Source organism: Actinocorallia lasiicapitis (assembly GCF_054778695.1).
Genome location: NZ_BAAGZI010000044.1, coordinates 1 through 25,661, shown reverse-complemented (window position 1 = coordinate 25,661; position 25,661 = coordinate 1). Strand labels below are relative to the sequence as shown.

Here is a 25,661-nt window from a genome sequence, read left to right as displayed (position 1 = left end):
GCAGGCAGCAGCCGAGCCCGGCCCCGGCGAGCACCAGGCTCAGCGCCATGATCGTGATCGCCAGCCCCGCGGACTGTTCCACGTGAAACGACCACGGCGCGCCGGTGCCGGGCAGCGAAGGCTGCACCACCGAAGGGCCGGCCGCGGCCAGCCGGCCGAACCCGAGCAGGGACAGCGCCCAGCACGTCAGACCGGCCCTGCCCCAGCGCGCGCCGGAGAGATCGGTGTGTGGTTCAGCGTGCGGCACGGCGACGCTGACGGGCCTGCGCGAGCTTCTCCCGCACCAGCGGATCGCGGGTGGAGAGCGCGCGGGCGACGTCCCGGAACTGCTTGGCCCGGTGGAGCTGGGCCCGGTAGTCGGTGCCGGTGGCGCGGTGCGCGAGCGGCACCTCGACCTCGGTGATCCGGAAGCCCTGGCGGAGCAGGTCGATCGTCATGGCCGTCTCGACGCCGAACCCGGCGGCGAGCGGGCGGGCGGCCTCGAACGCGCTGCGGGTGAGGCAGCGCTGGCCGTTGAGCGGCTGGGTGGCGGTCCAGCCGGTGGCGCGCAGGATGCCGTCGCGCGACAGCCGCACCACGAAACCGTGGCCGCCGAGCTTCACCAGGCTGGAGAAGATCGCGATGGTCATGTCGGCGGCGCCGTCGGCGACCGGAGTGATCAGCGGGGCGGCGGCTCCTGCCGTTTCGCCGAGGTCGGCGTCGAGGAAGAGCAGGTGGCGCGGCGCCACCTGCTCATGGACGTCGAGGAGCTGCACGGCTTCGGCGCCGGTCTCCATCGCCGCGGCCTTGCCGCGGTTGCGGGAGTGCCGGACGACCTTCGCACCGGCTTCGGCCGCGATGGCGGCCGTCGCGTCGGACGAGCCGTCATCGACGACGATCACCAGATCGACGCCGGGCAGCTTGAGCGCGGCCGAGACCGTCGCGGTGATCCGGTCGGCCTCGTTCTTGGCCGGGATGATGACCGCGACGCCGGGCCGTGTGGGATCGGACATGCTGGCGATCGTACCGAAACGGGCTAGCCCGCAGCGGTCACATCGCGTCCATGGCGGGGATCGCATCGTGCACGGTGAAGACCGTGTCCAGGCCGGTGACCTGGAGGATGCGCAGCACGGCGGGCCGGGGCGCCGCCAGTTCGAACTGGCCGCCGCGCTCCTTCACCCGCTTCATCCCGGACAGCAGCACGTTCATGCCGGTCGAGTCGCAGAACTCGACTCCGGACAGATCGACCACGACCCGGTCGACCTCCTGCTCCCTGAGCAGCGCGACGAGGGCCTGCTGCAGCCTGGGGGCCGTGTACAGGTCGAGTTCGCCGACCGCAGTGACGACGACGTGACCTGCTTGAGACACAGTCGAGACCTGAAGCTCCATGACGGGCACACTATCGGCCAAGGGGGCCGGGAGCCAGCAGAAGCCTTCCGAGCTCGGCGATTCGTACGTAATGTCCTGGAATATCGGTTCTACCTGCGGGTATACACCGGCGCGTCCGGCCGAATGCGGGCCGACGGACCCCGGGTTTTGGGAAGCTGAGCAGGTGACCAACCAGCCCGACAGGCAGCGCTCCAGGCTTCGCGACCGCCTGGAGGCCATCCGCGCCCGATCGGAGAAGTCCACTTCCTGGCGCGGCACCACCTCCTACCTGCTCAAGCTGGTCAACAACGAGGGCCAGGTGCCCGTCAAGACCAAGCTGACCCGCGAGGACCTGCTGTTCCTCGCCTCCGCCCGCGACGAGCTCGTCGGCTTCGCAGATCTCGGACTGCGGATCCTCGAACTCCACCAGCCGCGCGACGGCGGCGGCGTCACCAGCGACCCGTCCACCCCGCTGCGCCGCTGCCGAAGCTGTATGGGCCGCTGGCCCTGCCCCAGCTACCGGGCCCTTTCCGAAACCCTCGGCCTCTAGAAGCGCGCCAACGGCAGGATGATCGTGAACCGGCAGCCGGGACCGGTGTTGGCCACGTCGATCGCGCCGCTGTGCGCCTCGACGATGCCCCGGGTGATCGCCAGCCCGAGGCCCGCGCCGCCCGCGCCGCCGGGGGTGCGCGCCGTCTCGCCGCGGAACGCCACGTCGAATACGCGCGGCAGGTCCTCGGCGGGGATCCCGCCGCACGCGTCGTCGACGGTCACCCGGACCACCCCGCCGCGCGCCTCACCGTGGATCTCGATCGACCGTTCCGGCGGCGTGTGCCGGATCGCGTTGACGACCAGGTTCCGCAGCGCCCGTCCCACCTCGGTGGAGTCGACCTCCAGCGGCAGGCCCTTCGGGGCGGAGCCGTGCACCCGCACCCCTTTGACCCGGGCGATCGGTTCGGCGCTCGCGACGGCCTCGGCCACCAGGTCGTCGAGGCCGACCCGCTGGCGGATCAGCCGGAGGGTTCCGGCGTGGATCCGGGAGAGTTCGAACAGGTCGTCCACCATCTCGGCGAGCCGGTCCACCTCGACCCTGATCCGCCCGTGGTACCGGGCGACGGTCGCCGCGTCGTCGACGACCCCGTCCTCCAGGGCCTCGGCCATCGCCCGCAGCCCGGCCAGGGGAGTGCGCAGATCATGGCTGACCCAGGCGACCAGTTCCCGGCGCGAGGTTTCGAGCGCCTGCTCCCGTGCGTGGGCCTCCGCGAGACGTCCGTAGGCGGCTTCCAGTTCGACGGCCAGCGCGCCCAGCTCGGCGGGCAGGGTGCCGGTCGGCCGCCGGAACGGCTCCGTCCGGACCGCTTCGACCAGCGCCCGGTTGGCCATCGCGAGCCGCCGCCCCAGCATCCAGGAGACCGCCAGCCCCACCGACCCGGCGACGGCCACGACCGTGATCGCCACATCCCGGTCGTGCGCCGACACGTACATCTTCAACGTGATCACGACGATCCCGGCGGCCGTCGCCAGCAGCGTCGCCACCGCCACCACCGCGAGCTGCACCCCCACGGACCGCCCCCGCACCCGCCACAGCACCCCGGCCCCACCCACCCCGACCAGCACCGCAGCCAGCCCGGTCGAGACCACCACATCAACAACAGCCCCGAACGGAAGCATCGAAAAGCACCTATCTGATTATTTGGTGGCGTCGCCGTAGCGGTAGCCGACGCCCCAGACTGTCTGGATTCGGGTGGGGTTGGTGGGGTCGGGTTCGATCTTCTCGCGGAGGCGGCGGACGTGGACGGTGACAGTTGAGGAGTCGCCGAAGCTCCAGCCCCACACGTGTTCGAGGAGCTGCTCGCGGGTGAACGCCTGACGCGGATGGCGCAGCAGCCAGGCCAGGAGATCGAACTCGCGGGCCGTCAGGGCCAGGGTCTCGCCCGCGAGGGCGGCCTCGTGGGCGCTGACGTCGACGACGAGCTCCCCGTCCCGCAGCACCCCCGTCCCCGACGGGGCCAGCGCGCCCTGCGCGCGCCGCAGCACCGACCGGACCCGCAACGCCAGCTCACGCGGGCTGAACGGCTTCACCACATAGTCGTCGGCGCCCAGCTCCAGCCCCGTCAGCCGGTCGGACTCCTCACCGAGCGCCGTCAGCATGACGACCGGGACGGGGGAGTGCTCGCGGAGCCGGCGGCAGACCTCGAGCCCGTCGAGCCCCGGCAGCATCAGATCGAGGACGACCAGGTCGGGCGGGTCGGCGAGGGCGCGGCCGAGGGCCGCCCTGCCGTCGGGCACGCACTCCACGTCATGGCCGTCGCGCAGCAGATAGCGCGCCACGACCTCCGCCACGGTCGGGTCGTCGTCGACGACCAGGATCCGGCCCGTCACCTCGCTGCTCATACGCCCAAGGTACGGCCGGAATCCGCCGCTGGGGGGATCCCGTCACCGGGTTGTAAGCCGTACCGTGGACGGCATGATCCGAGTGATTCTGATGGGTGCGGGACTGCTGCTGGGCATCTGGGTGATCTTCGCCATGCTCGGCTGGCTGTTCTCGATCGTGAAGCTGCTGCTGACCGTCGCGCTGATCGCCGTCGTCGGCTACTTCGTCGTCCAGGTGATCCTCAAGCTCAGCAAGGACTGAGCGAGGGCAGAACCGTCCCCTTGGACGCCCGGAGTGCTGCCAACGGGGGCATGGCAGCACCCCGAGCTTGGAGGAACCTTAGCGGGTTCCTTCGAGAAGATTTTGCACGGGGGTGGCCGAACCGTTCATTCCCCTGTCACCTGCGGCGACGCCCGCGCCCACCGGGGCGTGCAGCAGGGCCCAGACGGTGCTGCCGTGATCGTCGCGCCGGACCCCCCACGCCTGGGCGAGGGTCTCGACGATGCCGAGCCCGCGGCCGCCCAGCGAGGAGAGCGCGGGCTGGCCCTTGCGCGGTTCGGTGACGGCCCCGCCGTCGGTGACGGCCACTTCGACGGTGTCCCCGACCCTGGTCCAGGAGACGCGGACCTGCGCGGACTCGCCTTCCAGCGGCCGGGCGTGGCGCATGGCGTTGCTGAGCAGCTCACTGAGGATCACAACGGCGTCGTCGGTGACCTCGTCGGAGACGCCCCAGGCGAGGAGTTCCTTGCTGAGGTGCCGGCGGGCCACGGACACGCTGGCCGGGGCATGTGGCAGATAGACGATGCTCATCGTCCTCTCCTCCTCACCCGGATCAACTTCCGTCACACTCGTTGTACGACCGAAATGCCCATTTAGCGACACCCAGAAACCGGGACGAAACAACCATTTACTCAGGTGTGTCCCCCTCCACCAACGTGCGACTGACCGGGAAGTCACGCCCGCTCACCCCCGAATCAGTGGCACGATGCGGCCACACAGCCCCGTTTCCATCCGAAGGCATATCCCCCGGAAGGCTCGCTTACTCGTCACGTGAGCGTTTCGTCCGTCACATCTCAGGGGTTGGAACGTCACAAACCGGCCGTCAGCCACCGATCGGGACGGACAGCCGCATCCGGGCACCGCCCGACGGCCGCGACAGCGCCTCGATATCGCCGCCCTGAGCCGTCGCCAGCCGTTTCACGATGAACAGCCCCAGCCCGACCCCGCCGAATCGGCGCCTGTCCCCCGCCTCGCCCTGCACGAACCGTTCGAAGATCCGCTCATGGTCGCCGGCCGCGATCCCCACGCCCTCGTCGTCGACCAGGACGATCAGCCCGCCGTCGCCCGGCTCGACCGAGACCCGGACCGTCCCGCCCTCCGGCGAGTACTTGACGGCGTTCTCCAGCAACTGGCCGATGATCACATCGGTGGCCATCGGATCGGCGAGGGCGTCCGGCAGCCCGTCCGGGACGTCGACCTCGAGCCGGTGCTTCGCCGACAGCGCCCCGAACGCCGGGACGATCCGCCGGAGCAGCGCGCCCAGCTCGAACGGCTCCACCCGGACCGGGATCTCCTCGGCGCCCGCCCGCGAACCCAGCAGCAGATGCTCCACCAGCCGACCCAGCGAACCGGCCCGCTCCGCGATCATCCCGATGGCCTTGCGCCGCTCGGGGTCGGGCAGCTCGTCCCAGCGGTCCACCAGGGTCCTGGCATACCCCTGGACGACCGTGATCGGGGTGCGCAGCTCATGGCTGGTGGTGGCGAGGAACAGGTCCTTGGCCTCCTCGAGCTCCTTGGCCGCCGTGACGTCCCGGAAGTCGACGACCAGCTCCCCCGTCTCCTCGATCTTCGCGCAGAGCACGTCCAGCCAGATCCCCGACGGCAGCCGCGTGGTCACCGTGCCGCCGACCTCGTAGTCGAACGGCAGCGGCTCCCCCATCGCCCGCATGTGGTCGCGGCCCGTGATCCTGGTCGCGGCCGGGTTCCACTGGCAGACCAGGCCCTCGGCGTCCAGGACGGCGATGCCGTCGGCGCTGGCGTCGATCACGGCGCGTTCGTGCGCCCGCTGCCGCACCACCTCCTGGTAGGCGACCACGTTCCCCATCGCGACGCCCGCGTGGCCCGCCAGCAGCTCCAGCAGCTCCAGCTCGATCGGGCCGACCGGCCCCCGCGAGTACAGCGCGTACAGCGCGCCGTAGGGCCGGTTCCCCAGATGCGACAGGGCCAGCGCGACGGTGTGCAGGCCCGCCAGCTCCTGCCAGATCAGCTCGTCGACGCGTGCGCCCGAGGCGAGCATCACCGACTTGCCGTTCTGCAGGATCTCGCCGACGAGGCTGCCGTGCAGCGCGACCTGCGCGCCGTTCATGTGCTCGGGCAGCCCCCGCGAGGCCAGCAGCCGCAGCCGGTCGCCCTCGATCTTCACGAAGCCGCCGGCGTCGGCGCCGGTCAGCTCGACCAGCGCCGAGGTGATCCGGGCCAGCACCACGTCCAGGTCGAGCTCGGCGTTCAGATCGGCGAGGATGTCGTTGAGCCGCCGCACCAGCCGCGCCTTCTCGGCGACCGCGTGGTGCAGGCCCTCCTCACCGGCGCGGTGGTAGACGCTCACCCAGCCGGTGACGGCGCCGTCCTCGTCGCGCAGCGCGCTGGTGTCGACCCGGACGTCCACCTGACGGCCCGAACGGGTCAGCCGACGGGTGCTGAACGAGACCGAAGGCCCGTTCCGCACCCGCTCGAACACCGCGTTCCGCTCGGCCAGCAGCTCATCCGGGACGAACGGGGCGGGACGGCCCAGCATCTCCTGCTCCGACCAGCCGAACAGGCGTTCCGCCGCCGGATTCCAGACGATGACGCGCAGCTCCTGGTCGATGGCCACGATCGGATCGGCCACCGACCGCACGACGGCCGGCAGCGTCGGATCGTGGGCGTCCCGTCGCACAGCAGTCATCGTGCCACCGGACCGCCCGCCGCTTCTCGCCTAGGCCGATTTCCGCATGGCCGAAACCCGTCCGATGACGAACGCGGCGAGCGCCGCGGCCAGGCACGACAGCAGCGACGCGCTCATCCACGCCTGCTTGGTGAACCCGACGGCCTCCTGCACGTCCACCCAGAAGCGGGTCCAGGGGCCCGCGTCGCCCGGGTTGATGAGCTGGTAGACCACGAACCCCACCAGCCAGGCGACGATCATGCCCCAGCGGGACGGCGCGTCCTGCGCGGTGTTCCACTGCCCCTTGGCCCGCAGGAAGAAGTCGGCGGCCAGCACACCGAGCATCGGCACGAACACCGAGCCGATCAGGCTGAGGAAGCCGAAATAGTCGTCCAGGGTGAGGACCAGGGCCAGCACCGTGATCAGCGCGCCGAGCGCCACCGACAGGATCCGCCGGTCGACCCGCGGCGCCAGGTTCTGGATGGAGACGGCCGTGGAGTAGACGTTCGCGAACGACTGGTCGGCCTCGCGGAGCACGAAGACGAAGAAGAACACGCCGCCGAGCGTCACGGTGAGGAACGGGCTGTAGACGCCGGCCGCGCCGCTCGCCGTCAGGACCAGCGCGAACAGGCCCAGCACATAGGCGATGATCTGGGTCAGCCCGTAGGCGAAACCGGCCGCCGTGAACGCCGCGCCGTCCGAGCGGGAGTGCCGCGTGTAGTCGGCCGCGACAGGCACCCACGAGATCGACACGGCGAGCGCCGCGTCGGTCGCGATCCAGAACAGGCTCCAGTCGGCGTCGAACGGGCCGCCGCCGGACGGTCCCGGGTTCTCGGTCAGACTCGGCAGGCCCTCGGCGATGAACTGGATATAGAACCAGCCCAGCGCGATCACGACGCCCGCGGTGACGAACCGGCGCAGCATCCGGACCGAGCCGAGCGGCCAGATCGTCAGGACGGTCGTCAGCAGACCGGCCGCCACCACGTAGACGAAGCGCGGCCCGCCGCCGAACAGCTCCTTGGCGGCCTCCGCGATGACGATCAGCTCGAAGGTGCCCCAGCCGACGAGCTGCGCGATGTTGAGGACCGTCGGCACATAGGAGAGCTTCGCGCCGAACAGGCCGCGCAGCACCACCATCGACGGCTGCCCGGTGCGCGAGCCGACCAGCGCCGACAGGCCCAGCATCAGCCCGCCGACCAGCGTGCCGACGATCGTCGCGACGATGCCCGCCGCGATCGAGAGCTGCGGCAGCCCGTCCTCGTTCGGCGCGAGCACCGTGTAGGCGCCGGTGAAGGCGAAGAGGCTGACGCCGAGGTTCGCCCAGAAGGCGCTCTGGTCCCAGAAGGACAGCACCTTCGGGGCGGGCTCGTCGAGGGTGAGCGGAGCCTCGTGCGAGGCGTTCTCTGGCAGGGTGGACGAAGACATGCCTGTAGCACTCTCCCTACGCCGGCATTACCCGGACAGGTTCGTGCGGTCGGCGGAACGTCGGGTCCGCCCTCTCAGCCCGGCCAAGCCCGAGCTCCCGCGGTGAGGGTCTTTTCGGGCGAATAGTAACAGTGCAGGTCAGGCCACGTAAGGCTCGGCGCCGTCATCGGTGACCAGCGGACGGCCGTGGTGCGCCCACGCCAGCATCCCGCCGTCCACGTTGGACGCCTGCCAGCCGGCGTTGTTCAGCGCCATCGTCACCTGGGCGCTGCGGCCGCCGACCCGGCAGATCACGTAGATGTCCTGGTCTTGTGGGATCTCGCCCGCACGGTCGCGGAGCTGGCTCATCGGAATGTGCACGGCGTCGGGCGCGTGCCCCGCCGTCCACTCGTCGGACTCGCGAACATCGAGCAGATAGGCGCCGTTCGGCACCGCCGCGGCCTCGACACTCGGTACGTTGTCCCCGAAACTCATCAACTTCTCCCTGGAACCGCTGTGGACATCTCTCACGTCGAATCACGCATGAGGACTTATGCGTTCGCGGGCCTGCTCGTCTCCGCCGTGCTGATCGCGTCGGCCGGATGCGGCGGCTCCGAGAAGGCTACGTCCGCGCCGAGGGCCACGGTCACACCGGCCCCCCAGACAGAACTCATGATCACACTTCGGAAGGCTCCGAACGCGGAACCCATCAACTGGACCTTGACGTGTGATCCGTCCGGGGGCACCCATCCGGACGCCGAGAAGGCCTGCGACCAGCTCGCGGGCGTCGGCGCGGACGTCTGGAAGCCCGCCACCGGGGCCTGCACCGAGATCTACGGCGGGCCCGAGCAGGGCGAGGTCACCGGCACCTGGCGGGGCCAGGAGATCGACGCGTCGTTCAGCCGGAAGAACGGCTGCGAGATCGACCGCTGGGGCAAGGTCAGTGATCTGTTCGGCAAGCTGCCCAAGGTTCGCTGAGCCGGTTCCGTCGGCTATTTGAGCAGCCGGGACATCCGCCGGTCGGCGAGCGGTTTGCCGCCGGTCTGGCAGGTCGGGCAGTACTGGAGCGCAGAGTCGGCGAAGCTGACCTCGCGGATGGTGTCGCCGCAGACCGGACACGCCTGCCCGGCCCGGCCGTGCACGCGCAGCCCGTGTTTCTTCTCCGATTTCAGCTCGCCCGCCGCGAGCCCCTTGGAGCGTTCTACGGCCTCGGTGAGCGTGGTGACGATCACCTGGTGGAGCTGCTCGATCTCGTCCTCGGTGAGGGTGGCGGCGACCTTGAACGGCGACATCTTCGCCGCGTGCAGCACCTCGTCGGAGTAGGCGTTACCGATCCCGGCGATCACCCGCTGGCTGCGGAGCAGGCCCTTGATCTGGGTTCTGCGCCCCTTGGTGATCTCCTGCAGGGCGGCGGGGGTGAACTCGGGGGCTAGCGGGTCGGGGCCGAGCTCCCGGATCGCCTCCACGTCGTGGGGATCGTGGACGACGTAGACGGCCAGGCCCTTCTTGGTGCCGGCCTCGGTCAGGTCGAAGCCCGACCCGTCATCGAGGTGCACGCGCAGCGCCACCGGGTTCTTGCCGCCGGGCCGCATCGGGGCCTTCGGCACCTCGTCCTTCCAGCGCAGCCAGCCCGCCCGCGCCAGATGGACGATCAGATGCAGCCCGCTGACGTCGAGGTCGAGGAACTTGCCGTGTCTGGCCACCCCGGTGATCTCCATCCCCTGGAGGGCATGGACGGGCGGGTCGTAGGTCTTCAGCGCCGATATGGCGATGACGTCGACCCGGGCGACGACCCGGCCCACGGCATGGTCCTTGAGGAACTCGGCGAGCGATGCGACCTCGGGTAGCTCCGGCATGTCCCCAGTATGCCCAACCGTCCCCTGCTGACCTGTGGACGACTGGGGATATCTCCTGTGGATAACCGCACATGCCCAGGTGTGGACGGGTGCGAGTTACCCACAGAGCCTGTGGATAACTCCTAGGGAACCGACCAGAACGCCAGTTCGTGCGCCATTCCCTCCCGGAACAGCAGCATCGCCCGTCCGGGGTCGGGGGCGGCCTCGTCGAGCATCTGTCCACATCGGGTCGCGAGCCGCGCGAAGCCGGGGTCGGCGTAGGTGTCGACCCAGCGCCGGTAGCGGGGTTCGGCCGGCGGATTCTCGGCGAGGATCTTGCCGAGGGTCGAGTAGCCCCACATGCACGGGTAGAGCGCGGCGAGCCCGTCGCCGTAGTCGGCGGCGGCGTCGAGCAGGAAGTGGGTGTAGTCCTCGCAGGCCGTGCCCTTGACCGCGCCGTCCAGGTCGGCGCCGAACTCGCCGGACAGCTCGCGGTGCAGGGTGAGCTCGTCGTGGAAGGTCGCGTGGGCGAGATCCACCAGATCACCGAGATGGGCGGCGGGCGCCCGCCACGCCAGCCGGGAGAAGACCCGGACGTAGTCCAGCAGGAACAGGTAGTCCTGCTCCAGCCAGGACCGGAACACCTTCTCCTCGAGGTCACCCCGGGCGATGCCCGCGACCGTCGGATGGGCGAGCTGCTCCGCCAGCAGCTCCCGCCCGACCTGCTCCAGTTCCCGTGCCAGACTCATCCGGCCATGATCCCATCAGGGCCGCAGGTAGGACAGCAGGAGCTTCTTGCATTCGGCGATGACGACCGGATCGCCTTCCGGTTTCGCGCGGAACGCCAGCTTGAGCACCGAATCGGCGCATTCCAGGGCGATCCTGACCTGGAGCTCCCCGGCGAACGGCCCGAACAGCTCGCCGAGCCTGCGCGCCACCTCAGTGTTGTTGTCGACCTCGGGGTCGAGCACATGGTCGAGCTCGGGGATGGCCGCGCCCAGGCTGCTCCCCGCCCCGAAGTCGATCACGCCGAACCCGGGGAGGGTGCGGTGCATCGTGACGAACTCCTCGACGGCCAGCTCGATCGCGTCCTCCAGGCTTCCCGGACGGTCGGCGGCCGCGAGCCGGGCCAGGTAGGCGTCCAGGTTCCGGGCGGCCAGGGCCTGGATCAGCACTTCCTTGTCGGGGAAGAACTGGTAGAAGGTGCCGATCGGGACCTCGGCCCGGCGCGCCACCTCCTTCGTGGTGAGCGCGGCGTAGCCCGACTCGTCGAGCAGGCGTGCCGCCGCGTCCAGGATGCGTTCGTACCGCTCCTGGCTGCGCCGCTGCACGGGCCGCCGCCGCAAGATCCCTTCCACTGCCATGACCCCATTCTGCCCAGCCCCGGGCCCGTCGGCTGAGCCGGGCGGGTCTCGTCTAAGCCGTCTAGGCCGGGTCTTAGGCGGTGTCCTAGGCGCGGGGGCCGCAGAGATAGGGCATCCGCCCCATGTGGGGAGGGGGGTCTTAGCGCGAGATTGAGGGTGTCGGAAAAACCACTTCCTCAGGGAGAACCCCATGCACGCCGTGTTCATCCAGCAGGCCGCCAAGGACCACGTAGCCCTCCTCCAGAAGGAGTCGGCGCTCCGCAAGCTCCTCCGCAAGGGTGTCTGACCCGTGGCGCCCCGCGCCCCGCGCCGTCGCCGTTGCCTGCGCTGCACCACCTGAGCCCCCGTCGCCGAACCACGGCCCCGGGGGCTCGGCCTTTTCCTGCGTCCCTTCCGTCACAAAGACATCAATCAACTCACTGTCATTCGTGATGTAAACGAGTCATGCCCGGATGGATATGTCGTCTGGTGCTTTTCCCGGCGGGGGCTCGATACTCCGGAGGATCTGCGACCGGAGGCTTGAAGATGCGCATTCGCCGAATGTCCGCGGCGGGAATCGCCGTGGCGCTCGCCCTCACCGTCACCCCCGCCCGCGCCGACGAGGAAGAGCCCGCTCCCGAGCTCTACTACCTGTCGCTCGGCGACTCGCTGTCCACCGGCTACCAGCCTGGCCAGGGCGATACCGACCAGGGCTACCCCGATCAGCTCGCCGCCCTGCTCCGCGAGCGCACGCCGGGACTGCGGCTGGTGAAGCTCGGCTGCCGCGGCGAGACCAGCACCACCCTCATCAAGGGCGGAACCTGCTCCTACCAGCGCGCATCGCAGTTGGCACAGGCCCTGGCATTTCTTTCCGACAATCCGGGGCGGGTGAAATATGTGACCATCGACATCGGCGGTAATGACGTCAACGCCTGCATCAAGAACAACTCGCCGGATCCGCGATGTGTCGTGCGGAACGTCAACGCCCTCGCCAGAAACCTGTGGACGATCACCTCGGGGTTGCGCAAGGCGGGCGGCCCCGGACCGAGCTACACCGGGATGACCTACTACGACCCGGTGCTCGCGGCCTGGCTGACGGGCTCCTCCGGACGGCGTCAGGCGAAGCTGTCGGTGCCGCTGGTCCAGTCCGTCAACGGGCTCGCCTGGACGATCTACGGGCTGGCGGGGTTCCGGGTCGCGGACGTCGCCAAGACCTTCGCCACCGCCGACTTCACCGACGAGAACGGCACGCCCCGGAACGTCGCCCGGATCTGCCGGTGGACTTACATGTGCGAGCGCCGCGACATCCACCCCAACGCCGACGGCTACGCCCGGATCGCCGAGACGTTCGCCGCGACCATCCCCTGAACCGCTATCCGAGGGTCGTGTCGCCCAGCGACAGCAGCAGTTTGCGGAGTTCGCCGGCGAGCACGTCGGGGTCGTCGAGCGGTTCGAGCGCGCGGCGCTCGTTGTCGAAGTGGCCCGCGATGATCGTGTCGATCAGTTCGGCGCCGGGGCCCGTCAGCCGGACCCGGACCGAGCGCCGGTCTGCGGGGTCCTGCCGCCGTTCCACCAGGCCCTTGCGTTCCAGCCGGTCGATCCGGTTGGTGATCGCGCCCGAGGTGACCATGGACGCCTTGAGCAGGGCCCCGGCCGTCAGCTCGCCGTCGTCGCCCGCGCGGCGCAGCGTGGCGAGCATGTCGAACTCCCAGAACTCCAGGTCGTAGCGGCCGAAGTAGCCGTTGATGTGCTTCTCCAGCAGCCGGTTCAGCCGTGAGATCCGGCCGAACACCCCCATCGGCGACGGGTCCAGCTCGGGCCGGGCGGCCCGCCACTGCTCCATCATCCGGTCCACGGCGTCTTCCATGCGCCGGAGGTTATCTCAACGTTGAACTACTTGACAGGCAGCGCTCCCCGGCGTAGATATCTTAATGTTCAGATAATCAACGTTGAGGAAAAGACGATGGCGACTCTCACCCCGTCCAGGCCCCTCGCCCCCGCGAGCGGCGGGCTCGTCCGCGACCTGGCCCTCACCGCGCTCGCCCCCATGTCGTGGGGCACCACCTACGTCGTCACCGCGACCCTGCTCCCCGCCGACCGGCCGATGCTCGCCGCCACCCTGCGCGCTCTGCCCGCCGGGCTGGTCCTGCTGGCGTTCACCCGGCGGCTGCCGCACGGCGTCTGGTGGCCGCGCACCCTGGTCCTGTCGCTGCTCAACTTCGGCGCGTTCTTCCCGCTGCTGTTCTTCGCGGCCTACCACCTGCCCGGCGGGGTCGCCTCGACGCTCGGTGCCGTCCAGCCGCTGGCCGTCGCGGGCTTCTCCTACCTCGTGCTGCACATCGCGCCCAACACCAAGACCCTGATCGCCGCGCTGGTCGGCGCGGGCGGGGTCGGCCTGATGACGCTCAGCGCGTCCGCTTCGCTCGACGTCCTCGGCATCGCGGCGATGCTGCTCGCGCTGTCCCTGATGGCGCTCGGCGTGGTCGTCGGCAAGAAGTGGGGACGTCCCGAAGGTACCTCCCTGCTCACCTTCACCGGCTGGCAGCTCACCCTCGGCGGCCTGATCCTGGTGCCGCTCGCCCTGCTCACCGAGGGCATGCCCCCGGCGCTGACCGGCGAGAACGTCCTCGGCTTCACCTTCATGGGCGCGTTCGGCACCGCCCTCGCCTACGCGCTGTGGTTCCGCGGCATCGAACGGCTCCCCGCCACCTCAGTCGCCCTGCTCGGGCTGACCAACCCGCTCGTCGCCACCACCGCGGGGCTCGTGTTCCTCTCCGAAACCCTCACCGCGGGGCAGTTCGCCGGCATCGCCATCGCGTTCGGCGCGCTGATCGCCGGCCAGCGCGCCCAGGCCGGGGTGTAGTCAGGTACACCCCGGTTCGGGTGGTTCGGTCGACTGTGCGGGTCGAGAAGAATGATCAGACTGGATGGTGTTCCCCCCGTCCCGTCGAGGAGTCCGCACATGTCCCGTCCGACCCGCCCGATCGAAGGCTTCTTCCTGTTCTGGCGGAAGATCCTGGTCCTGGTGCTCGCCGCGCTGTGGCTGGTCGCGCTCTGCCTGGTGCCGCTCGGCGTCGGGCTGGTGCTGCTGCCTCCGCTGACGGCCCTGCTGCGCGCCCAGGCCGACGCCGACCGCGCGCTCGCCGCCCGATGGTCGGGCCTCCAGATCCCCTCCCCGTACCAGCCGAAACCCCGCGACACCGGGCTCCTCGCCAGAAACCGGTGGATCCTCACCGACAAGGCCACCGGGAAGGACCTCCTCTGGGCGTTCACCGACCCGATCGTCGGCGGGCTGCTGGTGCTGCTGCCGCTGACGCTCCTCGGCTACGGCGTGTGGGGGCTGGTGCTCCCGGCGGTCTGGAACCGGCTCGTCGACGCCGGGATCAACGACTGGTACACCTTCGTCCACGTGCACGACCGGTTCACCGCGGAGGATCTGATCGTCCTGCCGCTCGGCGTCCTGTTCCTCGCGCTCGGCCATCTGTCGGTCCGGCCGCTGACCGACGCCCACTCCCGCTGGACGGCCGTCCTGCTGGCCCCCGACCAGAACCAGCGGATCCGCCAGCTCGAGACCAGCCGCGGCGACGTCATCGACGCGCAGGCCGCCGAGCTCCGCCGGATCGAACGGGATCTGCACGACGGCGCGCAGGCCAGGCTCGTCGCGATGGGAATGCATCTCGGCGCCGCCGAGCAGCTCCTCGACTCCGACCCGGACGCCGCCCGCCGGATCCTCGGCGCGCTCAAGGAGTCGTCGTCGCAGGCGCTCGCCGAGCTGCGCGACCTGGTCCGCGGCATCCACCCGCCCGTCCTGTCCGACCGGGGCTTGGTCGACGCGGTGCGGGCGCTGGCCCTCGACAGCGGGCTGCCCGTCGAGGTGGTCTCCGATCTGACGCGGCGGCCGTCGCCGCCGATCGAATCGGCCGTCTATTTCACCATTTCCGAGCTGCTGGCCAACGCCGCCAAGCACGCCGCCGCGACGGCCGTCCGGATCGTGTTCCACCGGGCGGACGGGCTGCTCAAAGTGACCGTCGTGGACGACGGGAAGGGCGGCGCGCGGCTCGGCACCGGTCTGCTGGGCGTCCAGAAGCGCCTGGCGGCCTTCGACGGCACCCTCGCCCTCACCAGCCCGATCGGCGGGCCCACCGAGATCGCCCTGGAGATCCCGTGCGCCTGGTGATCGCCGAGGATCTGGTCCTGCTCCGCGACGGCCTGGTCAGCCTGCTGACAGCGGCGGGCCACGAGATCGTCGCCGCCGTCGGCACCGGCCCCGACCTCCTCGACGCCCTGATCGAGCACGAACCCGACGTGGCCGTCGTCGACGTCCGGCTGCCCCCCACCCAGACCGACGAGGGCATCCGCGCGACCATCGAGGCGCGCCGCCGGGCGCCGGGGCTGCCCGTCCTGATCCTCAGCCAGTACGTCGAGCAGCTCTACGCCCGCGAACTCCTCGCCGACGGCTCGGGCGGGGTCGGCTACCTGCTGAAGGACCGGGTGTTCGACACCGCCCAGTTCCTCGACGCCCTGGCGCGGGTCGCCGCCGGCGGCACCGCCCTCGACCCGGAGGTCGTGGCGCGTCTCCTCCACCGCAACGACGCCAAGATCGGCCGGTTGAGCCCGCGCGAGAGCGAAGTGCTGGCGCTGATGGCCGAGGGCCGCTCCAACGCCGCCATCGCCCAACGGCTGGTGATCACCGAGCGGGCCGTCACCAAGCACACGTCGAACATCTTCACCAAGCTGGACCTGCCGCTCTCCGACGACGACAACCGCCGCGTCCTGGCTGTCCTCGCCCATCTGAACGCCTAACGCAGGACGATCCGTGCGACCCGGTCGCGTAGCCAGCGGTGGGCGGCGTCCTTGTCGTGGCGTGGATGCCAGGCCATCGAGATCGCCTGTTCCGGCAGTTCCACGGGCAGTTCGAAGGTGTGCAGGCCGAGGAGCCGGGGCGTCCAGGGGGCGAGCAGGGCGGGGAACGGGCACACCACGTCGGACTCCCGCACCATGAACAGGGCCGCCGCGTACCCCGGCAGCACCGCGACCACGTTCCTGGTCAGCCCGGCTTCGGCGAGCAGCTCGTCGATCGTGTCGCGTGCCTGCCCGCTCCGCGACACCACCACATGGTCGGCGGCCGCGTATCGCTTCTTGGTGACGGTCACCTCACTGAGCGGATGGCCTTCCCTCACCACCCCGACGATCCGTCCGCCGACGAGCCGTTCGACGCGGATCGCCGGATCGGCGTGCGCGATCACCCCGAGTTCGAGGTCGATCCGCCCGTCGCGCAGCGCGGACGCCCCGCCGGGTTCGTCGGGCCGGAAGCACAGCGACACCCCGGGCGCTTCGGCCCGCAGCCCGTCGACGAGCGGCGCGGCCGTCCCCGCCAGCAGCATCTCGTCGACGCGCACCGTGAACCGCCGCCGCATCCGCGCCGGATCGGGCCCCGCCTCGGGCTGCAGCAGCGCCTGCCCGAACCGCACCACTTTCCGCACGTCTCCGCGCAGTTCCAGCGCCCGCGGAGTGGGGATCATCCGATGCCCGCTCCGCACGAGAATCGGATCGTCCACGGCTTCCCTGATCCGCCCCAACGTCCGGCTCATCACCGGCGCCGAAACCCCCATCCGCCGCGCCGCCGCCGTCACCCCGCCCTCTTCGAGCAACACGTCCAACGCCACCAGCAAATTAAGATCGAGCCCCTCCACCCCAGCAGTCGATCAGATCCCACCCGAAAACCACCCCACCAACACGACCCTGTTCCCCACCCCTCACCCCTCGAGCCGATGGTCGGTGGGGTCGCCGACGCGCTCATCGGTCTTCACGGCCGTCCAGCCCATCACTCGTGGGTGTGCGGCAGGGCACGGACCGGTGGAGTCGGCTCGTGCCCTGCGGCGGGTGTGGGTCAGGCGGGGACCATGTAGGGGAACTGGGTGGTGCGGAGGTCCTCGTTGGTCGCCGGGCTGAGGCCCAGCGGGATGGCCGTGCCGGTGATCAGGCAGATCATCGGTTCGGCGACGTTGTCGGCGAGGCTCCGGCCGTTGAAGGCCGCGAAGCCGTAGCTCGCTTCGGTGCCGACCACGTAGGGGAGCACGTCGGGGTAGAGCTGGTGGGCGACGAGCTGGCCGTAGCCGTCGGGGTCGACAACGCTGCCCGTCGCCTTGACGACCGCGGCGACGTGGGCGGCGAGGTGGTCGCCGTCCTCGGGCAGGTCCTGGGACGGGTGGCGGGTGTCGGCCGGGTCGGTGAAGTCGGTGTCGGTCGGCCAGAACAGCGGCCACATCATGGGGTGTCCGCCGCGGTTGATCTGACGCCAGCCGCCGGCGTCGGTGGCCAGTTTGGTCGCGCACCACACGCTGATGTCGGTGCCTTCGCCGCCCAGCAGCGCGTCGTCGTCGGGGATCTCCAGCACGATCGCGTCGACGGACTTGCCGGCGAAGGCGTCCTTCGCGTTCGCCGGGTCCCAGCCCGACAGGTCGACGGCTGTGCCCTTGGCGATCGCCATGGCGACTCTGGGCGTCAGTACCGGATCGGTGTAGAACGGGTCTTTGACGCGTCCCGTCCACAGCCGGATATCCCCGGCCGTAGCGGTCTGGCCGGTGCGCCCTTCGAGGATGAGCACCCCGTCCGCCCCATCCTCCCGGGCGTCCACCCCAGTGAGGGCCTCCAGCCGCAGCGCCTGCGCCCCGTCCTTGTCCGGCTCCCCGAACGAGATCCGATAGGTCAGCCCCTCGAACTCGGCCCCATCAAAGTGGACCTTGAACTCATACCGCGCCTCAGGATGAAACCCACCCTTCTGGTACATCCCGTTGATGTTGGAGTTGAGGCTCACGACGAACACGGTCCCGCGCTCCCCGCGAAACAGGTAAAAGTCCGCGATGAACAGCTGCCCGTTCTTCGCCGCCTCCGGCGTATCCAGATGATGAGACATACCCTCTTCTTCCCGCTCGAAGGGCAAGAGCGTGACGTCCTGCCAATTGTCACCTTATGCAATCACATGGCGACTTTTGGTAACAGAAGATCATGGTGAGGGCAATAGCGTCGGCGGGGGCTCGCCATCAGCGGGAGGGCCTCGGGACACTCGACCACCAGCACCCGAGCGGTCTAGCCGGCGAGCGCGGGACCGTCATCGGCGGCCAGCGCGGTGCCGTTCCAGCCAGGCAACACCCTCAGTTGACCCGGCTCATGCAACCGGCGACGGTGGCAACGCGGCCGCCACGAGGCGTCTCCGGCAAAGGAAACGGTTCGGCTCGTTGGCCAGATCGCGCCGTCCATGGCGTGCGCGAAGCTCTCTGAGGCCGGTCTCGCTCGGTACCGCAGGGAGCGACCCCCCAGTCCATGCCAACAACCTTCAAAACCAGACAATAAGGACAGTCCTACATCAAGACTCCAGTTCATCCGCAACGATGAATACGGCGCGCTAGAGTGCAGGCCAATGGGACATTTATCGATAGATATGTCGATTACTGAACTGCCTGGGAGAGCGCGCGCCATGACCGAAGCCCCGATTGACGCCGACAGCGACGCCGACCGGGAGGCCGTTGAGCGTGAGCGATCCGAGGTCCGAGAGTTCATCAAGGGGCTGAGCCCGGATGACATAAAGTCGGGCCGCTGGTTCACCAAACTCTGCGCTCAGGGCCTGAGCTCCTATACCGACAAGGTCGACTGGCAGTACTTTCAGGATCGGTATGCGGGCGTCCCCGCGGACATCATCGTCAATCAGCGGATCAAGATGGCGGCTCGGTACGCCGCGCTCGAGGGCGGGCTCTCTGCCGGGGCATACACGGCGACCGTCATGGCTACCATCGGGAGTCTTGGCGGAGCCTCGCCGGCGACCGTCCCTGCTGCCGTCGCGACCATGATGGTCGATGTCGCGTTCATCACCAGGCTCCAGCTCCGCCTGGCCTACGACGTCTCGGTCCTCTACCGGGTACAGCTCGACCTGTCCGACCCGGAGGACATGTGGAAGCTCATCCGAGTGGCCTTCACGATCAAGAGCGGCGAAGTGGTACGTGAGGGCGTGGTCAAATTCGTCCCGGCAATGGTGCGGCCGGTGATCAAGCGCTTCTATTCGGGTGCGGTGCTGTCCGCCACAAAGGGACTTCCCGTCGTCGGGAAGCATCTTCTGCAGCGCAACATCATCAAGATCGGTATTCCTGTGGTCGGCGTCCCCCTCGCAGTGGTGTTGAACCGCTATACGACACTGCTCGCCGGACGGCACGCGCAAGCTGTCTTCCGGAACGAAGCCCGGATCATTGAGCTCGCGGAAGGCCTGAGCGAGCGGAGCAAGCACCCGGTGTTGATGCTTTGGGTCGCTTTGCTGGTCACGACGGCGGACGGCAGGAAGGCCGACGAGGAAGCATTGTTGCTCAAACATTTGGTGAGGCATGTCCGGGATCGCCATCAGCTGGTCGATGAACGGTTCGCCAACCTGATCGACCTCGATCCCACCGAGGTGTGGAGCCGTCTGGATGCCGAATCAGGCGATCTGAGCGACCTCCTGGACGTCGCCGAACGGGTGGCCGCCGTGGACGGGCCCGTGAACGCCCTGGAGAAGGCCGTCCTCTCCGATCTCCAGAACCGCTGCCACCGAGTCTGAGGCCGAACAGACGCACATAAGGCCGTTCCCTAATGGAAAACGAGGGCCGCCGGGCGGCGGCGAAGCTTCCGACCAGCGGTGACAGCCAGCATCAGTAGGGCTTGATTCCACGCTGACCGAGCGCCGATTCCACCTCCTCGACCCTGCTCCAGGACGACCCTTGGGCCGCTGGCGTCCTCGCCCGGCGAGGGGTTCGTGTTCCGCTACGCCGAGGGCCGTGTGGAGGCCGTCTCCAGGTTCATCGGCGCCGGTTGGGGCCGCGCGGCGGGTGGGGGGCCGTTCAGCGGTGGGATGCCGTTCTTCTTGCCGCGGTGCGTAGGAGGGCGGGGGCCAGGCGGCGGTGGACGGCGGAGAGGGGGGACCACAGGAGGCGGCCGAGGGGTTTGTCGTAGCGCAGGCAGGTGGTCAGGGAGATGTGCTTTTCGCCGGTGTGGATGAGGAGGTGGCAGGTCAGGAAGGGTGAGGTGGTTTCGAGCCGGATCCAGGTGGTGTCCCGTTCGGCGATGCGCCAGCCGGCCACGGTGTGCGGGGAGCGGCCCGGGTGTAGGCGCAGGCGGAGGATGCCGCTCCAGATCAGCTTCTCGGTGGGGTTGGGGACGTCGCCGAACAGGGCGCGGGCCCACTGTTCGGGCGTCGCTTCGAGGTCGGTGTCGAGGGTGAACTGATCGATGTAGTCGAGGTCAGGCAGCGGACAGAGGGCACGGACGGAGGCCGGGACGTGGTCGGCGCCCACGGCGCTGTGCACGGCGGCCCGGCCGTTGCGGTTCTGCCAGGCCTCTTCCCATTGGCGGGTCAGCGCCGGGTAGACGACGAGGTGCCGGAAGGGCGCGATGGCGGCCATGTACAGGCGTCCGGGCAGGCCGTTGGGTTTGACGAGGACGGCCATGCGCAGCTCGTGGCCGCCGACGGCCGGTACCCAGCCGAGATGCATGATCGCGTGGACGGTCTTGTTCGCCAGTTCCCGGGCGGATTCGTCGCCGAGCTCGTAGAGGGGCGTGAACGGCCGGCCGGTGTCGCCGGGCGTGGCGCGCAGGTCGTCCGGCAGGCGGTCGCGGACCATCCGGACGTTTCGGGCCTGGGGTGTGTCCCAGCCCAGGAGGGCGCCGATCTTCCAGCGTGCCGCGAACAGCAGCCGTGCCGGCCAGGCGCCGGTTCCCGGGCCGCCGGCCGCGCGGATCGCGGCGAGCATCGCCGGGAAGTCGTCGGGGCCCGAGCCGGGGGCACGGAACGCCCACACGTCCTGGAGCCGGAAGTCGGGGGTGAGTTCGTGGATCCGCCACGGCTGATCGGTGTGGGCGGTGTCAGGGAGTCTCCGTGCCATCGCAGCCTTCCCTCTCGATATATACGCTGGCGTATAAGACGAGGCTAGCGCGTACCCTACGGATGCGTATAGATCGTCGTGGGAGTGAGGTGACGCACATGGCGGGTGCCGTCCGGACACCGCGGGAGCGATGGGTCGAAGAGGGGCTGCGGGTGCTGGCCGCCGACGGCCTGGACGCCGTGCGCGTCGAGGTGCTGGCCAAGCGCCTGGGCGTCACCAAGGGCGGCTTCTACGGCTACTTCACCGACCGCGACGCGCTCCTGGAGGCGATGCTCGACACCTGGGAACGCGAGAGCACCGACGAGGTCATCGACCGCGTCGAACGCGAGGGCGGCGACCCGAAGACCAGAATCCACCGCGCCGGAATGCTCACTTTCTCCAGCGGACGCCTGCTCCCCATCGACCTCGCCATCCGCGACTGGGCCCGCCGCGACGAGGCTGTCGCCGCACGCCTACGCCGCGTGGATAACCGGCGCATGGCCCTGCTACGCGAGACGATCGGCACCTTCTGCTCCGACCCCGACGAAGTAGAAGCCCGCAGCCTCCTGGCTTTCTGCACGGCCATCGGCGCGCATTTCCTCGCCGCCGACCACAACGGCCGCACCCGAACCCAGGTCCTCACCCGAGCCGCCGACCTCCTCCTCGACCGCCCCTCCCCCAAAACCGACCGGTAACAGAACATCCCCGGTCCAGCCCAGCAAAGCCACCACATCACCAGTTCCCCGACGCCGGAATTCGGGCCGGTCACGGTGCCGTCCGGCTGGGGCTGGCCTTGTCGGCGGCGGCCTCGTCAGGGCGTGTTCGGGGACGGCATGGCTCGCCCCGCGCGTCCCTGCACACCGCCCGGGGTGTGGTACTTGTCATTGATCATGCGCAGGCCCGCCTTGATGCTGGCCGGGCTGAGCTTGACACCACAGGCGACGGCGAACTCGACCGGGTCCAGGTTGTTGTCGGCATGTGCGAGTACCTGGGCGACGACCCACACGACATTGGTTCGGACGGCTTCGGTCTCTTCCAAGCTCAGTGCCGTCTTGGAACGCTTTCGCAGAGAGTCGTCTTCGCGACGGTGTCCAGCCCGGTCAAGACGGTATGGGGCGTCCGACCAGTCATGAGCGGAGATCTCAGCAGCGAACTCCTGAGCAAGGCGGCTGAGAGCCATGAAATTCCTCCGATAGGAACGGACAGCGCGCGCTCTCCGAGTAGATCGGCGGGGCTTCGTCAGCGCTGGTGGCCGCGCTGGGCACGGTAGTCGCCCCGAATCTTCAGGGCGCCCCCGATGGCCATACCGGTCAACTGGCAGCCCAGAACAAGACCGAATCCGCCCGAACCGGTCAGAGCCAGGATGCCCAGGCCGATCACACCGCCGACCAGAAACCCCAAGCCCGTATGCCACGAACTGAAAACGAGCACCGCTTCCACGCCCCTCTACGATGACAGATACCTACTCCACCATCCGGAATGCCGGGATCGCTTCCCGATCATAGGGACCGGTCGCCGGGCGTGCCAGCCTTCCGGCCCTGCCCCGAGGCCGCCCACGTCCCGTCGGCTGACCAGTGCCGTTCTTCTCGCGGCGGTGCGCAGGAGACCGGGGGCCAGGCGGCGGTGTCAGGGAGTCCTCCCCCAAGACCGACCGGTAACAGAACATCACCGGCCCAGCCCAGCAAAGCCACCACATCACCAGTTCTCTGGCGCGAACCCACCCCACCCCGCCAAAGTGAACCCATGCACAAAGAAGCGGAAGCGGAAGCGGACGCCCTTCCAGACCACCCCTCACCAACCCCCAGCCACAGCGCGGGGGTCTCGGGGGCAGAGCCCCTGAGCGGGGTCCCTAGGGGCAGAGCCCTTAGGCCCTGGGGGTCCGGGGGTTACCCCCCGGGAGAAATGAAAACGAGGGCCGCCGGAAGGAAGCAAAGCTTCCGACCAGCGACCCCCGCAGGAGTGTGGGCGAGGAGGGATTTGAACCCTCACACCCTTTCGGGCACACGGACCTGAACCGTGCGCGTCTGCCGTTCCGCCACTCGCCCGAGTGACTGCCGAGGAAGAGTTGTCATCCTTTCGGGTGACTCTCCGTTCCCGGCGGCGCTTGAAAAGATTAGCACGGGTCGTCCGGTGGTTTGGAATCGGGACGCGGGAGCGAACCAGTCCACGGATACGATCGTCTGACGAGCAGGGAGAGGAGGTGCCCGGTGGGCGTCCTACAGCGCTTCGAACGTCGGCTTGAGGGCATTGTCGAGGGTGCCTTCGCGCGGGCGTTCAAGTCGGAGTTGCAGCCGGTCGAGGTGGCCAGTGCGGTGCAGCGGGAGATGGATGAGCGGGCTGCGATCGTCGCTCAGGGTCGAACGTTGGTGCCGAACGACTTCGTCGTGGAGATCTCGTTGCCTGATGGGCAGCGGCTCGAGGTGTATGCGGACAGTCTGAGCCAGGAGTTGGCGAATCTGGCTCGGGAGTACGCGAAGGAGCAGGGTTTTTCGTTCGTGGGTCCGGTGAAGGTGCGGTTTGAGCCTGCGCAGGATCTGGGGACGGGGATGTTCCGGATCCGTTCGGGTGTGGTGCGGGGTTCGACGATCGAGGGCGGGGAGATCCGCCGGCCGGTCAGTGATCAGCCGCCGGGGCGTCCGAGTGTGTTTCCGGGGCGTCCGCGGCTGGATGTGACGACGGGGGATGGTCAGCGGCAGTCGTATGACATCACGACTCCGGTGACTCTGTTGGGCCGCGGAACCGACTGTGATCTTCGTCTGGTCGATCCGGGAGTTTCCCGCCATCACGCAGAGATCCGTGTAGAAGGTCCCGAAATCGCCCTCGTGGATCTAGGGTCTACCAACGGCAGTTTTGTGAACGGGCAGCCGGTCCGGCGAGTCACTCTCATCGACGGCACCCGCATCACGATCGGCCGGACCAACCTTGTGTTCCGCCGCGACCGGGAGTAGCACCCCTCGATGACCGAGATCACCCTGACGTTCATCAAGATCGCGTTCCTCGCGGTGTTGTGGCTCTTTGTCATCGCCGCGGTGGGCGTGATCCGCGCCGACCTGTTCGGGTCGAAGGCGGCCGAGCGTGCGGCGAACAGACCGCCGCGCCAGCCCCGCCAGCGGGCGAACGCGCGTTCCCCCCGGAACGCCGAGTCTCCGTCGGCGCCCCCTCGTGGGCAGCAGTCCTCGCCTTCGGCTCCGGTTCCGCAGCAGCAACAGCAGTCCGCTGCGCCGACCACGCTGATGGTCACCGAGGGCCCGTTGCAGGGCACGACCATCGATTTGGCGACTTCGGGGCCGATCACGATCGGCCGGGCTCCCGAGTCGACTCTGGTCGTGGTCGACGACTATGCCTCCAGCCGTCATGCCCGCATTTACAACCAGCAGGGCGTGTGGATCCTGGAGGATCTGCGGTCGACCAACGGCACCATCCTGGGCCGGGTGAAAGTGACCCAACCCACCCAACTCCCTGTCGGCATCCCGGTGCGTATCGGCAAGACCGTAATCGAGCTGCGCTAATGACCACTCCACGTATCGGCATCCGTTATGCCGCCCGCTCCGACGTCGGAATGCTCCGTGAGGGCAATGAGGACTCCGCGTTCGCGGGGGCCAGGCTGCTGGCCGTCGCGGACGGCATGGGCGGCCATGTCGGCGGTGAGATCGCCAGCGCCGAGGCCATCGAGACGCTGCGCAAGCTGGACACCGAGGTGCCGGCCGATCAGCTTCTGGTCGCGTTGGAGCATTCGGTCCGTGCGGCGAACGAGGCGCTCCGGCACCGGGTGGAGGGTGATCCTTCGCTGCAGGGCATGGGGACGACGCTGACGGCGATGCTCTGGTCGGGCAGCCATGTCGCGCTGGTCCATATCGGCGATTCGCGGGCTTATCTGCTGCGCAACGGCGAGCTGTTCCAGATCACCCATGACCACACGCTGGTGCAGTCGCTGGTGGACGAGGGCCGGATCAGCCTGGACGACGCGGCGACGCATCCGCAGCGTTCCCTGCTGCTGCGCGCCCTCGACGGCCGCAGCGAGGTCGAACCCGATCTTTCGTTGCGTGAGGCGCAGGTCGGCGACCGCTACCTGCTCTGCTCGGACGGCCTGTCGGGTGTGGTCAGCGCCGAGACCATCCACCAGGTCCTGACGGGCCACGCCGATCCCGAGCAGGCGATCCGTCAGCTCATCGATCTGGCGAACCGCGGCGGCGGCCCCGACAACATCACCTGTGTCGTCGCCGATGTGATCAACCTGGATGAGACCCAGCCGCCCGGCGGACGTCAGGTGCTGGCGGGTGCGGCGGCGAGCAAGGCGCAGGAGGCGGCCGCGGCGTCGCCCGCGCAGGCCGATTCGCCCGCGCTGCGCGCCCGCGACCATATCCGTGACACTCTTCCGCAGCCTCCGCTGCAGCTCGGCGACGGCGCTTACGGCAGCCCGCCGCCCGCGCCCGCCCCTTACCCGGGCGAGCCGCAGCAGCCCGCCGCCTATGGCGGTGAGTTCGCTGATTACGGCGACCATCAGCAGCAGTTCCAGGGTGCTCCGCCGGCGGCCCCGCCGCCCGGCCAGGG

The 25,661-nt window shown here is 69.2% G+C and carries 30 protein-coding genes, 1 tRNA gene and 1 riboswitch; of the genes, 12 read left to right on the top strand and 19 right to left on the bottom strand.

Annotated features, from left to right (window positions below):
* The 3 genes from ACYVE7_RS08200 to ACYVE7_RS08190 form a co-directional block, all read right to left on the bottom strand.
* Window positions 1-247 (bottom strand): hypothetical protein (locus ACYVE7_RS08200; RefSeq protein WP_460363960.1); only part of this gene is annotated, 247 nt, incomplete at its 3' end.
* A complete protein-coding gene (locus ACYVE7_RS08195) occupies window positions 234-992 on the bottom strand; it encodes a glycosyltransferase family 2 protein (RefSeq protein WP_460363959.1) in 759 nt (252 codons plus the stop codon). The genes ACYVE7_RS08195 and ACYVE7_RS08200, both read right to left, overlap by 14 nt.
* A gap of 37 nt (window positions 993-1,029) precedes the next feature.
* On the bottom strand, window positions 1,030-1,368 hold the full coding sequence (locus ACYVE7_RS08190; RefSeq protein ID WP_460363958.1) for an STAS domain-containing protein: 339 nt from the start codon (window positions 1,366-1,368) through the stop codon (window positions 1,030-1,032).
* A 163-nt stretch (window positions 1,369-1,531) separates the two neighbouring features.
* Between ACYVE7_RS08190 and ACYVE7_RS08185 the strand changes: the two genes are divergently transcribed.
* Complete coding sequence (locus ACYVE7_RS08185; RefSeq protein ID WP_460363957.1) at window positions 1,532-1,897, top strand: hypothetical protein; 366 nt, start codon at window positions 1,532-1,534, stop codon at window positions 1,895-1,897.
* On the opposite strand, the gene ACYVE7_RS08180 is transcribed toward ACYVE7_RS08185, so the two are convergent.
* Window positions 1,894-3,018, bottom strand: a complete 1,125-nt coding sequence (locus ACYVE7_RS08180; RefSeq protein ID WP_460363956.1) for a sensor histidine kinase — start codon at window positions 3,016-3,018, stop codon at window positions 1,894-1,896. The two genes, ACYVE7_RS08185 and ACYVE7_RS08180, sit on opposite strands and share 4 nt — an antisense overlap.
* An 18-nt stretch (window positions 3,019-3,036) precedes the next feature.
* On the bottom strand, window positions 3,037-3,741 hold the full coding sequence (locus ACYVE7_RS08175; RefSeq protein WP_460363955.1) for a response regulator: 705 nt from the start codon (window positions 3,739-3,741) through the stop codon (window positions 3,037-3,039).
* A gap of 73 nt (window positions 3,742-3,814) precedes the next feature.
* On the opposite strand from ACYVE7_RS08175, the gene ACYVE7_RS08170 reads away from it, so the two are divergent.
* Window positions 3,815-3,982 (top strand): hypothetical protein, encoded by a 168-nt coding sequence (locus ACYVE7_RS08170; RefSeq protein ID WP_460363954.1) that lies wholly within the window; start codon window positions 3,815-3,817, stop codon window positions 3,980-3,982.
* A 78-nt stretch (window positions 3,983-4,060) separates the two neighbouring features.
* On the opposite strand, the gene ACYVE7_RS08165 is transcribed toward ACYVE7_RS08170, so the two are convergent.
* From ACYVE7_RS08165 to ACYVE7_RS08150, 4 genes are all read right to left on the bottom strand, one after another.
* On the bottom strand, window positions 4,061-4,531 hold the full coding sequence (locus ACYVE7_RS08165; protein WP_460363953.1) for an ATP-binding protein: 471 nt from the start codon (window positions 4,529-4,531) through the stop codon (window positions 4,061-4,063).
* 292 nt (window positions 4,532-4,823) lie between these two features.
* A complete protein-coding gene (locus tag ACYVE7_RS08160; RefSeq protein WP_460363952.1) occupies window positions 4,824-6,665 on the bottom strand; it encodes a PAS domain-containing protein in 1,842 nt (613 codons plus the stop codon).
* A gap of 30 nt (window positions 6,666-6,695) precedes the next feature.
* Window positions 6,696-8,069, bottom strand: coding sequence for a purine-cytosine permease family protein (locus ACYVE7_RS08155; protein WP_460363951.1), 1,374 nt, complete (start codon window positions 8,067-8,069; stop codon window positions 6,696-6,698).
* Window positions 8,065-8,180: riboswitch (TPP riboswitch) on the bottom strand. (Overlaps the previous gene by 5 nt.)
* Before the next feature lie 27 nt (window positions 8,181-8,207).
* Window positions 8,208-8,543, bottom strand: a complete 336-nt coding sequence (locus ACYVE7_RS08150) for a rhodanese-like domain-containing protein (RefSeq protein WP_460363950.1) — start codon at window positions 8,541-8,543, stop codon at window positions 8,208-8,210.
* A gap of 48 nt (window positions 8,544-8,591) precedes the next feature.
* Here ACYVE7_RS08150 and ACYVE7_RS08145 point away from each other — a divergent pair, with 48 nt between their 5' ends.
* On the top strand, window positions 8,592-9,026 hold the full coding sequence (locus ACYVE7_RS08145) for an SSI family serine proteinase inhibitor (RefSeq protein ID WP_460363949.1): 435 nt from the start codon (window positions 8,592-8,594) through the stop codon (window positions 9,024-9,026).
* 14 nt (window positions 9,027-9,040) lie between these two features.
* On the opposite strand, the gene ACYVE7_RS08140 is transcribed toward ACYVE7_RS08145, so the two are convergent.
* From ACYVE7_RS08140 to ACYVE7_RS08130, 3 genes are all read right to left on the bottom strand, one after another.
* Window positions 9,041-9,904: an Fpg/Nei family DNA glycosylase gene (locus ACYVE7_RS08140; protein WP_460363948.1), complete on the bottom strand. Its 864-nt coding sequence runs from the start codon at window positions 9,902-9,904 to the stop codon at window positions 9,041-9,043.
* A gap of 122 nt (window positions 9,905-10,026) precedes the next feature.
* Window positions 10,027-10,632: a TenA family protein gene (locus tag ACYVE7_RS08135; protein WP_460363947.1), complete on the bottom strand. Its 606-nt coding sequence runs from the start codon at window positions 10,630-10,632 to the stop codon at window positions 10,027-10,029.
* Between the two features lie 15 nt (window positions 10,633-10,647).
* Window positions 10,648-11,247, bottom strand: a complete 600-nt coding sequence (locus ACYVE7_RS08130; RefSeq protein WP_460363946.1) for a TetR/AcrR family transcriptional regulator — start codon at window positions 11,245-11,247, stop codon at window positions 10,648-10,650.
* Between the two features lie 540 nt (window positions 11,248-11,787).
* Here ACYVE7_RS08130 and ACYVE7_RS08125 point away from each other — a divergent pair.
* Window positions 11,788-12,594 carry an SGNH/GDSL hydrolase family protein gene (locus ACYVE7_RS08125; protein ID WP_460363945.1) on the top strand — a complete coding sequence of 269 codons (807 nt, stop codon included), beginning with the start codon at window positions 11,788-11,790 and terminating at the stop codon, window positions 12,592-12,594.
* A gap of 4 nt (window positions 12,595-12,598) precedes the next feature.
* Here ACYVE7_RS08125 and ACYVE7_RS08120 read toward each other — a convergent pair whose 3' ends face one another.
* Window positions 12,599-13,093 (bottom strand): MarR family winged helix-turn-helix transcriptional regulator, encoded by a 495-nt coding sequence (locus ACYVE7_RS08120; protein ID WP_460363944.1) that lies wholly within the window; start codon window positions 13,091-13,093, stop codon window positions 12,599-12,601.
* A 96-nt stretch (window positions 13,094-13,189) separates the two neighbouring features.
* Here ACYVE7_RS08120 and ACYVE7_RS08115 point away from each other — a divergent pair, with 96 nt between their 5' ends.
* From ACYVE7_RS08115 to ACYVE7_RS08105, 3 genes are all read left to right on the top strand, one after another.
* On the top strand, window positions 13,190-14,089 hold the full coding sequence (locus tag ACYVE7_RS08115; protein WP_460363943.1) for an EamA family transporter: 900 nt from the start codon (window positions 13,190-13,192) through the stop codon (window positions 14,087-14,089).
* A gap of 99 nt (window positions 14,090-14,188) precedes the next feature.
* Window positions 14,189-15,403, top strand: a complete 1,215-nt coding sequence (locus tag ACYVE7_RS08110) for a sensor histidine kinase (protein WP_460363942.1) — start codon at window positions 14,189-14,191, stop codon at window positions 15,401-15,403.
* Entirely contained in the window at window positions 15,391-16,029 is a 639-nt protein-coding gene (locus ACYVE7_RS08105; RefSeq protein WP_460363941.1) for a LuxR C-terminal-related transcriptional regulator, read from the top strand. The genes ACYVE7_RS08110 and ACYVE7_RS08105 overlap by 13 nt, the downstream gene beginning before the upstream one ends.
* Here the strand turns inward: ACYVE7_RS08105 and ACYVE7_RS08100 are convergent.
* The gene (locus tag ACYVE7_RS08100) at window positions 16,026-16,919 is read right to left on the bottom strand and encodes a LysR family transcriptional regulator (protein WP_460363940.1); all 894 of its coding nucleotides are present in this window, start codon (window positions 16,917-16,919) and stop codon (window positions 16,026-16,028) included. The genes ACYVE7_RS08105 and ACYVE7_RS08100 overlap by 4 nt on opposite strands.
* A gap of 197 nt (window positions 16,920-17,116) precedes the next feature.
* The gene (locus ACYVE7_RS08095; RefSeq protein ID WP_460363939.1) at window positions 17,117-18,052 is read right to left on the bottom strand and encodes a DUF4331 family protein; all 936 of its coding nucleotides are present in this window, start codon (window positions 18,050-18,052) and stop codon (window positions 17,117-17,119) included.
* 651 nt (window positions 18,053-18,703) lie between these two features.
* Here ACYVE7_RS08095 and ACYVE7_RS08090 point away from each other — a divergent pair.
* Window positions 18,704-19,810, top strand: coding sequence for a tellurite resistance TerB family protein (locus ACYVE7_RS08090; protein ID WP_460363938.1), 1,107 nt, complete (start codon window positions 18,704-18,706; stop codon window positions 19,808-19,810).
* Between the two features lie 280 nt (window positions 19,811-20,090).
* On the opposite strand, the gene ACYVE7_RS08085 is transcribed toward ACYVE7_RS08090, so the two are convergent.
* Window positions 20,091-21,131, bottom strand: coding sequence for a DUF2867 domain-containing protein (locus ACYVE7_RS08085; RefSeq protein WP_460363937.1), 1,041 nt, complete (start codon window positions 21,129-21,131; stop codon window positions 20,091-20,093).
* 98 nt (window positions 21,132-21,229) lie between these two features.
* Between ACYVE7_RS08085 and ACYVE7_RS08080 the strand changes: the two genes are divergently transcribed.
* Complete coding sequence (locus ACYVE7_RS08080) at window positions 21,230-21,805, top strand: TetR/AcrR family transcriptional regulator (RefSeq protein ID WP_460363936.1); 576 nt, start codon at window positions 21,230-21,232, stop codon at window positions 21,803-21,805.
* Between the two features lie 116 nt (window positions 21,806-21,921).
* Here ACYVE7_RS08080 and ACYVE7_RS08075 read toward each other — a convergent pair whose 3' ends face one another.
* From ACYVE7_RS08075 to ACYVE7_RS08065, 3 genes are all read right to left on the bottom strand, one after another.
* Window positions 21,922-22,149, bottom strand: a complete 228-nt coding sequence (locus ACYVE7_RS08075) for a hypothetical protein (protein ID WP_460363935.1) — start codon at window positions 22,147-22,149, stop codon at window positions 21,922-21,924.
* A gap of 200 nt (window positions 22,150-22,349) precedes the next feature.
* Window positions 22,350-22,550 (bottom strand): hypothetical protein, encoded by a 201-nt coding sequence (locus ACYVE7_RS08070; protein ID WP_460363934.1) that lies wholly within the window; start codon window positions 22,548-22,550, stop codon window positions 22,350-22,352.
* Window positions 22,551-23,072: 522 nt separating this feature from the next.
* Window positions 23,073-23,155, bottom strand: a tRNA-Leu gene (locus ACYVE7_RS08065).
* A 162-nt stretch (window positions 23,156-23,317) separates the two neighbouring features.
* Here ACYVE7_RS08065 and ACYVE7_RS08060 point away from each other — a divergent pair.
* The 3 genes from ACYVE7_RS08060 to ACYVE7_RS08050 form a co-directional block, all read left to right on the top strand.
* The gene (locus ACYVE7_RS08060; RefSeq protein WP_460363933.1) at window positions 23,318-24,058 is read left to right on the top strand and encodes an FhaA domain-containing protein; all 741 of its coding nucleotides are present in this window, start codon (window positions 23,318-23,320) and stop codon (window positions 24,056-24,058) included.
* 9 nt (window positions 24,059-24,067) lie between these two features.
* The gene (locus ACYVE7_RS08055) at window positions 24,068-24,619 is read left to right on the top strand and encodes an FHA domain-containing protein FhaB/FipA (protein ID WP_460363932.1); all 552 of its coding nucleotides are present in this window, start codon (window positions 24,068-24,070) and stop codon (window positions 24,617-24,619) included.
* On the top strand, window positions 24,619-25,661 hold a 1,043-nt coding region (locus ACYVE7_RS08050), incomplete at its 3' end, for a Stp1/IreP family PP2C-type Ser/Thr phosphatase (RefSeq protein ID WP_460363930.1). The genes ACYVE7_RS08055 and ACYVE7_RS08050, both read left to right, overlap by 1 nt.

Coding starts and splice junctions, on each gene's coding strand:
- ACYVE7_RS08195 (WP_460363959.1), bottom strand. CDS start 992: ATGTCCGATCCCACACGGCCCGGCGTCGCGGTCATCATCCCGGCCAAG.
- ACYVE7_RS08190 (WP_460363958.1), bottom strand. CDS start 1,368: ATGGAGCTTCAGGTCTCGACTGTGTCTCAAGCAGGTCACGTCGTCGTC.
- ACYVE7_RS08180 (WP_460363956.1), bottom strand. CDS start 3,018: ATGCTTCCGTTCGGGGCTGTTGTTGATGTGGTGGTCTCGACCGGGCTG.
- ACYVE7_RS08175 (WP_460363955.1), bottom strand. CDS start 3,741: ATGAGCAGCGAGGTGACGGGCCGGATCCTGGTCGTCGACGACGACCCG.
- ACYVE7_RS08170 (WP_460363954.1), top strand. CDS start 3,815: ATGATCCGAGTGATTCTGATGGGTGCGGGACTGCTGCTGGGCATCTGG.
- ACYVE7_RS08165 (WP_460363953.1), bottom strand. CDS start 4,531: ATGAGCATCGTCTATCTGCCACATGCCCCGGCCAGCGTGTCCGTGGCC.
- ACYVE7_RS08160 (WP_460363952.1), bottom strand. CDS start 6,665: ATGACTGCTGTGCGACGGGACGCCCACGATCCGACGCTGCCGGCCGTC.
- ACYVE7_RS08155 (WP_460363951.1), bottom strand. CDS start 8,069: ATGTCTTCGTCCACCCTGCCAGAGAACGCCTCGCACGAGGCTCCGCTC.
- ACYVE7_RS08150 (WP_460363950.1), bottom strand. CDS start 8,543: ATGAGTTTCGGGGACAACGTACCGAGTGTCGAGGCCGCGGCGGTGCCG.
- ACYVE7_RS08145 (WP_460363949.1), top strand. CDS start 8,592: ATGAGGACTTATGCGTTCGCGGGCCTGCTCGTCTCCGCCGTGCTGATC.
- ACYVE7_RS08140 (WP_460363948.1), bottom strand. CDS start 9,904: ATGCCGGAGCTACCCGAGGTCGCATCGCTCGCCGAGTTCCTCAAGGAC.
- ACYVE7_RS08135 (WP_460363947.1), bottom strand. CDS start 10,632: ATGAGTCTGGCACGGGAACTGGAGCAGGTCGGGCGGGAGCTGCTGGCG.
- ACYVE7_RS08130 (WP_460363946.1), bottom strand. CDS start 11,247: ATGGCAGTGGAAGGGATCTTGCGGCGGCGGCCCGTGCAGCGGCGCAGC.
- ACYVE7_RS08125 (WP_460363945.1), top strand. CDS start 11,788: ATGTCCGCGGCGGGAATCGCCGTGGCGCTCGCCCTCACCGTCACCCCC.
- ACYVE7_RS08120 (WP_460363944.1), bottom strand. CDS start 13,093: ATGGAAGACGCCGTGGACCGGATGATGGAGCAGTGGCGGGCCGCCCGG.
- ACYVE7_RS08115 (WP_460363943.1), top strand. CDS start 13,190: ATGGCGACTCTCACCCCGTCCAGGCCCCTCGCCCCCGCGAGCGGCGGG.
- ACYVE7_RS08110 (WP_460363942.1), top strand. CDS start 14,189: ATGTCCCGTCCGACCCGCCCGATCGAAGGCTTCTTCCTGTTCTGGCGG.
- ACYVE7_RS08090 (WP_460363938.1), top strand. CDS start 18,704: ATGACCGAAGCCCCGATTGACGCCGACAGCGACGCCGACCGGGAGGCC.
- ACYVE7_RS08085 (WP_460363937.1), bottom strand. CDS start 21,131: ATGGCACGGAGACTCCCTGACACCGCCCACACCGATCAGCCGTGGCGG.
- ACYVE7_RS08080 (WP_460363936.1), top strand. CDS start 21,230: ATGGCGGGTGCCGTCCGGACACCGCGGGAGCGATGGGTCGAAGAGGGG.
- ACYVE7_RS08055 (WP_460363932.1), top strand. CDS start 24,068: ATGACCGAGATCACCCTGACGTTCATCAAGATCGCGTTCCTCGCGGTG.